Origin of the sequence: Pilimelia anulata, assembly GCF_014647895.1 — a bacterium.
In the GTDB taxonomy this organism is placed as follows: domain Bacteria; phylum Actinomycetota; class Actinomycetes; order Mycobacteriales; family Micromonosporaceae; genus Pilimelia; species Pilimelia anulata.
On sequence record NZ_BMQB01000004.1, the window covers coordinates 225508 to 237988 of the forward strand.

Consider the following 12481-nt stretch of genomic DNA (forward strand, 5'->3'; position numbering starts at 1 on the left):
ATGAACAGCGACCTCTACGACGTGATCCACCGCCGCCGGGACGTCCGGCGCGAGTTCACCGGCGCCCCCGTACCCGCGGCCGTCCTCGACCGCGTCCTTGCCGCCGCGCACGCCGCCCCCAGCGTCGGCCTGTCCCAGCCGTGGGACTTCGTCGTCGTCCGCGACCCCGCCCTGCGGGCCGCCTTCCACACCCACGTCGCCGCCGAGCGCGCCGTCTTCGCCGCGACGCTGACCGGCGCCGCCGCGGACCGGTTCGCGACGATCAAGATCGACGGCGTACGGGAGGCCACGCTCTCGATCGTGGTCACCCACGACCCGGACCGGGGCGGGCCGGCGGTCCTCGGCCGGCACGCGATCGCCGACACCGGCCTGTACTCGGTCTGCCTGGCCATCCAGAACCTCTGGCTCGCCGCCACGGCCGAGGGCCTCGGGGTGGGCTGGGTGTCGTTCTACCGGGAGGAGTTCCTGGCCGGGCTGCTCGGCATCCCGGCGGGCGTCCGGCCGGTGGCCTGGCTCTGCCTCGGGCCGGTCACGGCGCTGGCCGACGCCCCGGACCTGGAGCGGCACGGCTGGCGCCGCCGCCGACCGCTGGCCGCCGCCCTGCACGCCGACCGCTGGGGCAACCGCCCGTCCGCCTGACCCCCGCCCGCCCGGATCCGCGCCCCACCCGCCCCGGTGGCCCCGCTGGTACCGCGCGCCGGCGCCCCGCCGTCGGCCAACCGGCGCGGCGGCGAATCGTTCAGCGGATCGGCCGGTAATCGCTCAACTGCCGGGGCGCGGTTCCGATGTGTTTTCTCGGCACGGACGGCCGCGAAAACGGCCGCCGGGCGCCCGACCGCCGGGTGGTGGCGGATCGGGTGAACACCGGCGGCGCTTTGGCCGGCGGGTGGGCGGGCCAGACGCGTAGGCCCCCACCCGCCGGCCATCCACTTTTCCCGGGGCCGGCCCTCCGGGTTACTCGATCTCGACGAGCTGCCAGCTCTGGGCGTTCGAGTCGTTGCAGGTGAACTGGTTCAGCACCAGCCCCTCGACCCGGGCCGCCGCCGGCACGTCCAGGCACCGCTGGGTCGAGACGCTCGTGACCTCGAACTCCGTGCCCTCGATGCCCAGCCGCCAGCGCTGGTCCTCGTCCGCGCTGCACTCGGCCAGCGACACCTGCTCGCGCCCGGGCCCGGTCGGCGCCGTCAGGCACCGGCCCGTCTCGTCGTGCACGATCGTGAACTCGCCGTTGTCCTGGGTGAGCCGCCACCGGTCGCTGTCGGGCTCGCACTCGCTCTGCAGGACCTGCGCCCCGCGCGCCCCCCTGGCCCGGCCGGCCGTCGCGCACAGCTCGGTCGCCACCGAGCGCAGCGCGCCGGTCCGGTCGCTGCCCCGGCGCGGCGGGGCCGGCTCCGCGGCCCGGCTCGGCGTCGCCTCCGCCGGGGGTTCGGCGCTGCCGGTCGCCGGCGGCGCGTCGCCCTCGTCGGCCGGGGTCTCCGGCAGCCCGGTCGTCGTCGGCTGCGCCACCGGCCGCCGGGTCGGCGCCGCGGCCGTACCGGTCTCGGTGGGGGCGAGGTCGACCAGGCCGACGGCGAGCGAGCCGCCGATCAGCAGCCCCACCACGCACAGCCCGGCGGCCACCCAGAGCAGCTTGCCGCCGCCGCGCGACCGGGGGCCGTTCCCGCCGGGGCCGCCGGCCACCCGCGACCGGTACACCGTGGTCGCTGCCGCCGGGTCGGCGGCGATGCGGGGCAGCTCGCTGGTCAGGCCCCACTCGTCGGCCGCCATGGCCTCGTCCGCGGCCCTCACCCCGCCCTGCGTGGGGTCGGCGGTCGGGGTGAACCCGACCTCCGGGGCGGGCGGTGCGATGTTCTCCAGCGGGGCCGTCAGCGGGTCGTTCGGGTCGAGCGCCGCCGGCGAGTCCGGCACGACCGGGAACTCGCCCGTGGCCGCGGTGAGCGACGGGTCCAGCCCGTCCGGGTCCGCCCCGTCGGCGGCCAGCGACGACCACGGGTCCGTGGGGGGCATGGTCGGCATCGGCGGCATGATCGGCATGGGCAGCCGGGGCGGCGGGTCGGCCGGGGGAGCGGCGGCGCCCGGGTTCGTCGGCCAGTCGGGGGGCGGCTCGGCCGCGGCGGGCGGCCCGGCTGCCGGCGCGGGTCCGGCCGGGGGCGCCGCCGGGGTGGCGGGCGGCGTCAGCGGGGCCCGCGGGAACGCCACCGGGCCGGTCGGCGGCGTGGCCGGGGCGGTGCCGGACTCCGCCGGGAGGTAGTCGTCGAACGTGCGGAAGCCGAGCGCCCCGTCGGCGTCCGCCGCCGCGTCGGGCGCGGCGTCGGTCGGCTCCGGCACCGCGGCCGGGTCGTCGGGCGCGGGGGACGTCGGTTCCTGACCAGCCATGGCGCTCATAGTGGCGCACCCCCCTCCGCCCGGACAACGGTGAATGCGCCTGTTTTGCCCTCACGCACGATGCAGTCGACCGTCACGCGCAGTCGGGCCCGGGTCCCCTGGCCGACAGGGAACCGGGACGATCACCCGGGACGGCGCCGTTCACGCGCACCCGTACCCGGGTGTGCAGAACCCTCCTGTTGTGAACATTGGCGCCCGCCGCTACACTTGGCTTGCGCGCCCCTATCGCCCGCTTCCCCCCGTGGCTGGCGATCGGGGCGCGTCTTATTGTCTGAGTCGGCAATTACCCCGCGCGCGCCCCCACAGTGGACCCCCGCGAACGCCGACCGCCCGGCCCCGGTCGATCCAACCCCCGGCCCGCGCCGCAATTCGCCCGATCGGGTCCGGATCAAGTCGGGATCGGATCGGGGTCGGGGTCGGGGTCGGGTCAGATCCAGCGGTTGCCGAGCAGCATCCGCAACTGCCACTCGTCGTACGGGATGGACGCACCCACAAAAATCGGGTAGTACCAGGCGAAGCAGGCGCCCACCAGCAGCACGTACCCGGCCGCCGCCCCGATCCCCACCGCCCGCCGCGTGCTCGGCGTCCCGGCCGGTCGCGGCGCCACCAGCGCCCCCAGCACGAAGCACACCGCGAGGATCAGGAACGGCTCCGCCGGCAGCGCGTAGAAGGAGAACATCGTCCGGCTCTGCAACGCGTACCAGAACCAGGGCAGCAGGCCGCCCGCGACGCCGACCCAGATCGCCCCGGCCCGCCAGTCCCGCCGGGCGATGCCCAGCCACGCGGTCGCCACCAGCGCCGGCAGGAACGACCACCAGAGCACCGGCGTGCCGAGCAGCAGCACCTCGGCGGCGCACTCGCCCGACCCGCAGACCGCGTCCCCGGACCAGTAGAACGCCACCGGCCGACCCAGCAGCAGCCACTGCCACGGCCACGACTGGTACGTGTGCTTGGTGCTCAGCCCGCTGTGGAAACGCAGCGCCTCCTGGTGGTAGTGCCACAGGTTCTGCAGCGCGCCCCACACCGGCGGCTCCGGCTGCCCCCGCTCGGCCAGCCAGTGCCGGAAGTACCCGACGTCGGTGAGCAGCCAGCCCGACCACGCCAGCAGGTACACCGCCAGCACCGCCGCCGCGCACCACGGCAGCCACACCAGGCCGTCGCGGACCAGCGCCCGCCGCCACGGCTGCCGCTCGCCGGCGCTGCGCCGGGCGCCCGCGTCCCACCAGACCACCAGCAGCGCGAACGCCGGGGCGAAGAACAGGCCGCTCCACTTGACCGCCGTCGCGGCGCCCAGCAGCGCCGCCGCGAGCAGCAGCCAGCCGCGGACCGCCGGTGCCGGCTTGTCCCGCCCGGCCTCCAGCGCGGCCAGCCAGCGGGCCCGGCGGCTGTCCCGGTCGCGCAGCAGCGCCGCGAACGCGGCCAGCAGGAACAGCATCAGGAAGATGTCCAGCAGCGCCGACCGGGACAGGACGAGGTGGAATCCGTCCAGCGCCAGCAGCAGCCCGGCCAGGCAGCCGAGGACCGTCGAGCGCAGCATCCGCCGGCCCACCCGGATCAGCAGCAGCACCGACAGCGTGCCGGCGGCCGCGGCGGCGATCCGCCAGCCGAACTCGTCGTACCCGAACAGCCGCTCGCCCACCGCGATCAGCCACTTGCCCAGCGGCGGGTGCACGACGTACGCGGCGGTGTTCTGCTCGAAGTTCCACTCCACGCCGTAGCTGAGCAGGCCGTGCGCCTCGGTCGCGTAGTACGTCTCGTCGAAGATCTTGCCCTTGGGCGAGCCCAGCCCGATCACCCGCAGCATCCCGGCGATCGCCGTGACGACGAGGGTCGGCAGCCACGACCAGGCGTACGCCCGCGCCCCGGCCGGGTACGGCGTGAGCCGCCGCCGGGTGATCTCCGCGACCGCGGCCGGCGCGCGCGCCGCCGCCGGCGCCGGGGGCGCCGCCGGGTCTACTGCCGTATCGGTGGCCACCGGGAGATCGTAGGCTGCCGGACGGGCCGGATGGCGAACCTGCGGCCCCGTGGCGTCGCGGGGAACGGGAGGCAGCGGTGGCGGACGGACGGCTCGTACTGCTCGGCGCGCCGCTGGGCAACCCCGGCGACGCCTCGCCGCGGCTGCGCGCGGCGCTCGGCTCGGCGGCGATCGTCGCCGCCGAGGACACCCGCCGGCTGGCCCGGCTCGCCCGCGACCTGGACGTCGCGATCACCGGACGGGTGGTCTCGTACTTCGACGGCAACGAGGCCCGCCGGGCCGCCGAGCTGGTCGCCGAGGTCGCCGCCGGGGCCGAGGTCGCGGTGATCACCGACGCGGGGATGCCGAGCGTCTCCGACCCGGGGTACCGGCTGGTCCGGGCCGTGCTGGACGCCGGCCTGCCGGTCGCCGTCGTACCGGGGCGGCCGTCCGCGGTGACGACCGCGCTGGCGCTCTCGGGGCTGCCGTGCGACCGGTTCTGCTTCGAGGGGTTCCTGCCGCGGCGCGGCGGCGAGCGGCGGGCGCGGCTGGCCGAGCTGGCCGCCGAGCGGCGCACGATGGTGCTGTTCGAGGCGCCGCACCGGCTCGCGGCGGCGCTGGCGGACCTGGCGGCGGCGTTCGGCGGGGAGCGGCCGGCGGCGGTGTGCCGGGAGCTGACCAAGACGTACGAGGAGGTGCGGCGGGGGTCGCTCGGCGCGCTGGCGGGTGCGGTGGACGGCGAGCGGGTGCGGGGGGAGATCACGCTCGTGGTGGCGGGGGCGCCGGAGCGGGTCGTCGCGCTGTCGGCGGGTGAGCTGCGGGCGGCTGTCGAACAGCGGGTGGCGGGCGGGGCCAGCCGGCGGGACGCCATCGCCGCCGTGGCGGCGGAGACGGGCGTACCCCGGCGGGAGGTGTACGCGGCGGCCGTGGGCGGCTGACACCGCGACCGTGATCGGCTTCGTCCGGCCGGCGTCCGTCGGTGGCTCGGCGTCGTGGGGTGGCGTTGGCGTTGGGTTCGTCGGTGGTTGCGGTGGGGGTCGGGAGGGGGCGGGTGCCCCGGCAGGGGCGGTCGGGCTTGATCCCCTGCCGGGGCACCCGCCCCCTCCCGACCCCGCTGGTCGTCGTGGTCGCGGGCGTTGCTGTCTCCGGTTGTCCCCTCTTACCAGTGGGTGAGCGTGAAGGCTGCCAGGAGGGCCAGGGGGCCCAGGAGGCAGGTCAGGCGGGCGCGGCGGCGGTGCTGCGGGTCCGGCAGGCGGTGGACGCCCGTGGCGCGGGCGATCGCCACGCCGCAGAGCAGGGTCGCCAGGGCGCCGGCCAGCCAGCGCAGGTGCAGGGTCAGCGTGTCGCCGGCGTACGCGAGGCGGCTGTCGTCGGCCGGCATGCGCGCCCGGACCGCGGTGCCCGCCGCGCGCTGGGTCTCCGGTACGCCCAGCAGGGCCACCCGGTCGGCGGTGAAGTCGCCGTCGGCGGCGACGAAGCTGGCCGTGCAGCGCAGGCCGAGGCTGCTGCCGGCGCAGCCGGTGATCGTGGCCGTACCGGTCGTCCCGCCCCCGCTGGCCAGGACGAACGGTCCGGCCGCGACCCAGCCGAAGAACGCGGCCAGCAGCGCGAGCGGGACCAGGGCGGCGAGCCCGGCCGCGGCGCTGCGCGGCGGGCGCGCCGGCCGGGGTCGGCCGGCGGCGGGGCCGCCGTGCCGGCCGCGGTGCGGCACCCGCCAGCCGGGGTCGGCGTCGCCGGCGCGCGGCGCGGGCGCCACGGCGGGCGGCTCGGGCACCGGCGGCGGCTCGCCGCCGTGCCACCAGGCGTCGTCGCCGTCCAGCCCGGCCCACGGGCCGGCCGGCTGCGCCGGGGTGCGGTGGTACGCGGCGTCCGGCGCGGCCTCGGCGACGGCGTGCCGCCCGCTCCGCCCCGCCGCACCCTCGCCGGCCCCGTCGTCGGGGCCGTGCGCGCCGGCGTCGCCCGCCGCGGGGTCGCCCACGGGCCCCTCCGCGCCGAGCCCGCCCGCGCCGAGCCCGTCCGTGCCGAGTCCGTCCGTGCTGAGTCCGCCCGTGCCGAGCCTGTCCGCGCCGAGCCCGTCCGTGCTGTGTCCGTGCGTGCTGTGTCCGTGCGTGCTGTGTCCGTCCGTGCCGAGCCCGTCCGGCCCGGGGGCGGGTGGGTCCGGGGCGAGGGTGCTCGGGAGGGGTGCGGGCGGATGGTCGGGCCGGACGGTGGCGGGGTCGGGTGGCGGCGCGCCGGCGGGCGGACCGTCCGGCGCGGGGGCCGCCGCGGCGGTCGCGCCGCCGCCCGGCGCGGGCGCGCCGATCGCCCCCGGCCCGCTCGAACCGGGCGTTTTCCCTGCGTGCGGTCTTGATCTGCGCATGGTTCCGATTGCACTACGCCCGGGCGGGCCGGTGCGGGACGTGCGGGCGCGTGTCGGCGCCCGGCCCGGCCCTGCACTACGCTGGACAGTCATGAGCAGTGTTCTCGCCGCGGTGGCCTGGCCGTACGCCAACGGGCCCCGGCACATCGGACATGTCTCCGGCTTCGGGGTGCCCTCCGACGTGTTCAGCCGGTACATGCGGATGGCCGGGCACGACGTGCTCATGGTCTCCGGCACGGACGAGCACGGCACCCCGATCACGGTGCAGGCCGACGCCGAGGGCCTGACCCCGCAGCAGCTCGTGGACAAGTACCACCGGGTCATCGCCGGCGACCTGGTCGCGCTGGGCCTGTCGTACGACCTGTACACGCGCACCACCACGGGCAACCACGCGGCGGTCGTGCAGGAGCTGTTCGAGACGCTGGACCGCAACGGCTACATCGTCGCCAAGACCGCCATGGGCGCGATCTCGCCGTCGACCGGGCGCACCCTGCCCGACCGGTACATCGAGGGCACCTGCCCGATCTGCGGCGCGGCGGGCGCCCGCGGCGACCAGTGCGACACCTGCGGCAACCAGCTCGACCCGGCCGACCTGATCGACCCGCGCTCGCGGATCAACGGCGAGGTGCCGGAGTTCCGCGAGACCGAGCACCTGTTCCTGGACCTGTCGGCGTTCGCCGACGCGCTGCACTCCTGGCTGGACAGCCGGGAGGGCTGGCGGCCCAACGTCCTGCGCTTCTCGCAGAACCTGGTGGCCGACCTGCGCCCGCGGGCGATCACCCGGGACCTGGACTGGGGCGTGCCGATCCCGCGCGACGGCTGGGGCACCAAGCGGTTCTACGTCTGGTTCGACGCGGTGATCGGGTACCTGTCGGCGTCGGTCGAGTGGGCCCGCCGCTCCGGCGAGCCGGACGCCTGGCAGCGGTTCTGGAAGGACAAGGCGCGGGCGTACTACTTCCTCGGCAAGGACAACATCGTCTTCCACTCGCTGATCTGGCCGTCGATCCTGTTCGGGTACGACGGCCGGGGCGCCCGCGGCGGCGAGCCGGGGGAGCGCGGTGAGCTGAACCTGCCCACCGAGGTGGTCTCCAGCGAGTTCCTGACGATGGAGGGGCGCAAGTTCTCCTCGTCCCGCCGGGTGGTCATCTACGTGCGCGACTTCCTGGAGCGGTACGACGCCGACGCGCTGCGCTACTTCATCGCCGTCGCCGGTCCGGAGACGACGGACACCGACTTCACCTGGTCGGAGTTCGTCCGCCGCAACAACGACGAATTGGTGGCGGGCTGGGGCAACCTGGTCAACCGGTCGATCGCCATGGCGGCGAAGAACTTCGGCGCGATCCCGCCGGTCGACGACGCCGGCCTCACCCCGGCGGACGAGGCGCTGCTCGCCGCGGCCCGGGCCGGCTTCGGCACGGTCGGCGACCTGATCGCCGCGCACCGGCAGAAGCAGGCGATCGGCGAGGCGATGCGGGTGGTGGCCGAGGCCAACCGGTACCTGTCCGACCAGGCCCCCTGGCAGCTCAAGGACCCGGCCGACAAGCCACGGATGGGCACGATCCTGCACGTCGCCCTGCAGGTGGTCAGCGACGCGAACACCCTGCTCACGCCGTTCCTGCCGCACGCCGCGCAGCAGATCCACGAGGCGCTCGGCGGCACCGGCGTGCACGCGCCGCTGCCGGAGCTGGTCGACGTGGACGACCTCGACGGCGGCCCCGGCTACCCGGTGATCACCGGCGACTACGGCGTCGGCACCCGCTGGGGGTCGGTGCCGCTGCCGGCGGGCCGGGCGCTCGCCGCGCCGACGCCGGTGTTCCGCAAGCTGGACCCGTCCGTGGTCGAGGAGGAGCTGGCCCGCCTCGGCGGCTGACCGCGCCGACCGGCCAGCCCCGCCTCGGCCGTCCGGCCGACCACCTGGCCGGCGGGTATGCCCGTCGATATGATCCGCGCCTGACCATGTTCGTGGCCGGCGCGACCACCCCGCGCGCGCCGGCCGGCACCCGGGGACGGCGAATGCGGCGTTTCACGCACTGGCGGCTCATGCTGGCCGGGCTGCTGGCCCTGCTGGCGGTCGTCGCCGGACCGGTCGGCTCGGCCGTGGCCGCGGCGGACCCCGGCACCCTGGCGGTCACCCTGCTGGACACCGACGGCAGCCCGCTGCGGCTGGCCGAGGTGCGGGTGTTCGACGAGCAGGGCCGCACGCCGCTGTTCGAGGGCAACACCGACGACGCCGGCCGGATCGCGTTCGCCGACGTGGACCCCGGCAAGTACACGGTGTTCTGCCGGATCGAGGGCCTGAAGATGTGGGCCGAGTCCACCGAGCTGCTGGAACGGGCCACGGTGTACGAGGTGCGGGCCGGCGCGACGACGGAGGTCCGACCGCGGCTGCTGCCGCACGCGCGGATCGCCGGCGTGCTCACCGACGCCGACGGCGGCGTCTCCTGGGGCGAGATGACGGCGCACCCGGTCGGCCGGTTCGGCGCCCGGGTCACCGAGGTCACCGACGGCGACGGCCGGGCCGCGGTCCGGGTGGCGCCGGGGACGTACCGGGTGGAGTTCGCCGCCGACGGCATCAGCCAGTGGGTGCCCGGCCGGCCGAGCGCCGAGGGCGCCACCGAGCTGACCGTGGCCGCCGGCGACCGGATCACCCTCACCGAGTCGCTGCCGGAGACCGGCCGGGTGCACGGGGTGATCACCGACGCGGCCGGCGAGCCGGTGCTGGGCGCGACCGTCCGGCTGCACGTGGGCGAGTTCGAGGCGCACCGGGAGCGGACGAACCGGCGCGGCGAGTTCACCCTGGCCCGGGTGCGGGCCGGCGCGTACACGGTGTCGGTGCTGTCGCCGCGCGGCTCGATGCAGTGGCTGCCGGGCACGGGCGACCCGGCCGGGGCGAAGCCGATCACCGTCGGCCGGGACGCCGACGTCGAGGTCAACGAGAAGCTGCTGCCGACCGGCGCGATCGAGGGCGTGCTGTCCGGCAAGGACGGGCAGCCCACCTCGCACGGCTGGGTGTTCGCCAAGCCGGTCCCGGACAACGGCTCCGAGGTCATCCTGAGCGCCACCCCGGACCGGCAGGGCCGGTACCGGATGGACGGGCTGGCCGCCGGCCGGTACCGGATCGGCTTCGAGATCGACGGCCGCCGGCAGTACCTCGGCGGCAAGGGCTCCGCGCCGAACAGCGAGCCGATCACGCTGGCCGGCGGCGAGGTGCGCAAGCTGGACGAGCGGGCCGCCACCGGCCAGCGGGTCACGCTGACCGCCAACGACGAGGAGACCGGCACCCCGCTGACCGTGTTCTGCGCGGTGCTGATCGGCCCGGACGCCGAGCGGCTGCCCGACTCCGACGCCGGCAAGTACCCGCGCGGCTGTACCGACAGCGGCTCGCTGGTCCTGCCGGACGTGCTGCCCGGCCGGTACGAGGCGACCGTGCGCACCCCGAACGGCAGCGGCCACCTGCCCACCACCGACCGGGTCGCCGTACCCGCCGACGGGCCGGCCGAGGCCGGCTTCCTGCTGGACCGCGGCGGCAGCGTCACCGTGCAGGTCGGCGCCCGGCCGACCGACTCGCGCCGCCGCCCGCGCCCGCGCGCCCGGCCGGTCGGCGACGTCACCGTCCACCTCGTCCCGACCCGGCCGGGCCTGCCGGCGCTCGACCCGGCGAGCACCGACGCCGGCGGGGCGGCCACGTTCGCCGCGGTACCCAAGGGCACGTACCGGATGTTCGTCGAGCCGCGCGGCAACGGCCTGGGCCGGCAGTGGGTCGGCGCGGCCGGCGGCGTCGGCCGGGAGGCCGAGGCCGCCCCGATCGTGGTCAAGTCCGGCAAGCCCACGGCGGCGCCGCCGGTGCTGCTCGACCCGGCCGGCCTGATCACCGGGCTGGTCACGTCCGGGCCGTCCGGGCGGCCGATGATGGCCGAGGTGTCCTGGCTCGCCCCGCGCGCGGGGCTCGACCCGCCGGCCGCGATCACCGACGTCGGCGGGCGCTTCCTGGCCGGGGGCTTCGGGCCGTACGACTGGCCGCTGCGCTTCACCACCGGCGCGTTCCCGAGCCAGTGGTCCGGCCGCGCGGTCACGGCCGCCGAGGCGCAGACCGTCCGGGTGCTGGCCAAGCAGACGGTCGCCCTGGACGCGTCGCTGACCCGCGGCGTCGACCTGACCGGCACGATCGGCGGGCAGTGGCGCGCGGGCACGGTCGCCGTCCTCGGCCCGGACGGCGCCGAGCTGGCCGAGGCGGAGGTGGACCAGCTCACCCGCCGGTACCGGCTGCCGGTGCTCGCCGGCCGGACGGTGCGGCTGCGGTACGAGTTCAGCACGATCGCCGGGCCGCGCCGCGGCTGGTACGACAACGGCGAGGTGTACGACGCGGCCAAGGACATCCACGTGCCGGCCGGCTCGACCGGGGCGGTCGTCGACTTCGCCCTGGCGCCGGTGCAGCGCGGGACGCCGCGACGGCGCTGACGCCGCCGCGGCCCCGCTGCCGGCCCGCCGGTGGCGGGCGCGGGCCGGCGGCCGCCGCCGTCCGGTGGCGGCGGCCCGACTACAGCTCGTACGGCTGGTCGACCGTCACGCAGTCGGCCAGCTCGTTCGCGGGCGCCCACGCCTCGAACACGCCGCGCTCGTGGCACTGCGCGCCGATCGCCACCACCGCGTCGGTGTCCGGCCGGCACAGCCGCAGCCGCACCCAGGCCCCCTCGACGCTGACCACGCTGCACCGCGCCCCGCGCCAGGTCGCGTACCGGGTGCGCCGGGCCAGCGACTCGACCGGGTACCGCGCCGCCCGGGACATCGCCAGCACCCGGAACTCCTCCGGCGGGTCGGCGACGGTGTCGTACTCGGCGCCGCGGTACCGGCCGATCAGCCGGCTGGTGCCGCGGTCGTTGCCGGGCACCGGCAGGTACTCCTGGTCGCCGGCCGGGCCCAGCCCGGCCAGCAGGTGCCGGTACGCCGGCCCGGCCATCCGCAGCCAGCCGCGCTGCTCCGGCTGGTACGTGAACAGCACCACCTCGGTGCCGTCGCCGGGGTACGCGATCAGCGCGGTGTTCGCCGGCAGCGGGATGTCGGTCAGGTCCGTCGTGACGAACTCCGGGATCACGTGCTGCGAGCTGGGCGTGAACCCGGTGCCGAGGACCGGCGCGCCGACCCGGTACCCGGCCGGCATGCCGACCAGGCCGGGGTGCGCGGCGGCGGTCGGGATCTCGTAGTCGGCCGGGTCGACGGCCCGCCAGCGCAGCGCGTACGTGACGTCGGTCCGGTCCCGGTGGCTGTCCGCGTCGGTGCGCAGGATCCGCAGGTCGGTGCCTGTGCGCAGGTGCGCGACGTCCCACTCGCGGTGGCAGAAGCCGGCCGGCAGCCAGCCCTTCAGGTAGCCGTTGAGCTGCCGTACCGACAGCACCTTGATCATGCGGGTGCCGCGGCGGATCGCGGCGGTGCGGCGGATCGCGGCCAGCTCGGGCACCGGTTCGGGGGTCGGGGTCTGGCTCAGCCGGTGGAAGTCCGCCCAGGTCCGGCTGCGGCTCAGCGGCACCATCAGTGGCGTCTCACCGCCGCTGAGAGGTCCGCTCTCCATGGTCACCTCGGTGGCGTGGACGATCAGGCGCCACGCCGCGTCGCCGCGCGTGGACGGCGTGAATCCGGGCTCCGCGCGCTCGCTGAGCAGTTCGTACGCGGCGCCCCGGGCGATCTCGTTCGCGGCGTAGCTCGCGCCGCGGAAGGTGACCCGCACGTCCGCGACGAGCGCGGTGGTGACCGGGTCGGCCGGGTTCAACACGAAGGGGACCCTAACC

8 protein-coding genes are annotated in these 12481 nt (G+C 76.6%); 4 read left to right on the forward strand and 4 right to left on the reverse strand.

Annotated features, from left to right (window positions below; translation table 11 throughout):
• Complete coding sequence (gene bluB / locus IEY94_RS11245) at positions 1 to 639, forward strand: 5,6-dimethylbenzimidazole synthase (RefSeq protein ID WP_189170057.1); 639 nt, start codon at positions 1 to 3, stop codon at positions 637 to 639.
• Positions 640 to 954: 315 nt separating this feature from the next.
• Here bluB and IEY94_RS11250 read toward each other — a convergent pair whose 3' ends face one another.
• Together IEY94_RS11250 and IEY94_RS11255 are read right to left on the reverse strand one after the other, a co-directional pair.
• Complete coding sequence (locus IEY94_RS11250; RefSeq protein WP_189170058.1) at positions 955 to 2376, reverse strand: RICIN domain-containing protein; 1422 nt, start codon at positions 2374 to 2376, stop codon at positions 955 to 957.
• A gap of 436 nt (positions 2377 to 2812) precedes the next feature.
• A complete protein-coding gene (locus tag IEY94_RS11255; RefSeq protein ID WP_373291259.1) occupies positions 2813 to 4360 on the reverse strand; it encodes a dolichyl-phosphate-mannose--protein mannosyltransferase in 1548 nt (515 codons plus the stop codon).
• 77 nt (positions 4361 to 4437) lie between these two features.
• Between IEY94_RS11255 and rsmI the strand changes: the two genes are divergently transcribed.
• Positions 4438 to 5277 carry a 16S rRNA (cytidine(1402)-2'-O)-methyltransferase gene (rsmI, locus tag IEY94_RS11260; protein ID WP_189170059.1) on the forward strand — a complete coding sequence of 280 codons (840 nt, stop codon included), beginning with the start codon at positions 4438 to 4440 and terminating at the stop codon, positions 5275 to 5277.
• A gap of 221 nt (positions 5278 to 5498) precedes the next feature.
• On the opposite strand, the gene IEY94_RS11265 is transcribed toward rsmI, so the two are convergent.
• Positions 5499 to 6317: a hypothetical protein gene (locus IEY94_RS11265; protein WP_189170060.1), complete on the reverse strand. Its 819-nt coding sequence runs from the start codon at positions 6315 to 6317 to the stop codon at positions 5499 to 5501.
• 472 nt (positions 6318 to 6789) lie between these two features.
• Between IEY94_RS11265 and metG the strand changes: the two genes are divergently transcribed.
• The gene (metG, locus tag IEY94_RS11270; RefSeq protein ID WP_189170061.1) at positions 6790 to 8568 is read left to right on the forward strand and encodes a methionine--tRNA ligase; all 1779 of its coding nucleotides are present in this window, start codon (positions 6790 to 6792) and stop codon (positions 8566 to 8568) included.
• Between the two features lie 143 nt (positions 8569 to 8711).
• Positions 8712 to 11156, forward strand: a complete 2445-nt coding sequence (locus IEY94_RS11275; RefSeq protein ID WP_189170062.1) for an MSCRAMM family protein — start codon at positions 8712 to 8714, stop codon at positions 11154 to 11156.
• Between the two features lie 79 nt (positions 11157 to 11235).
• Here IEY94_RS11275 and IEY94_RS11280 read toward each other — a convergent pair whose 3' ends face one another.
• Positions 11236 to 12465 carry a hypothetical protein gene (locus tag IEY94_RS11280; RefSeq protein ID WP_229783591.1) on the reverse strand — a complete coding sequence of 410 codons (1230 nt, stop codon included), beginning with the start codon at positions 12463 to 12465 and terminating at the stop codon, positions 11236 to 11238.
• Between the last annotated feature and the right edge of the window lie 16 nt (positions 12466 to 12481).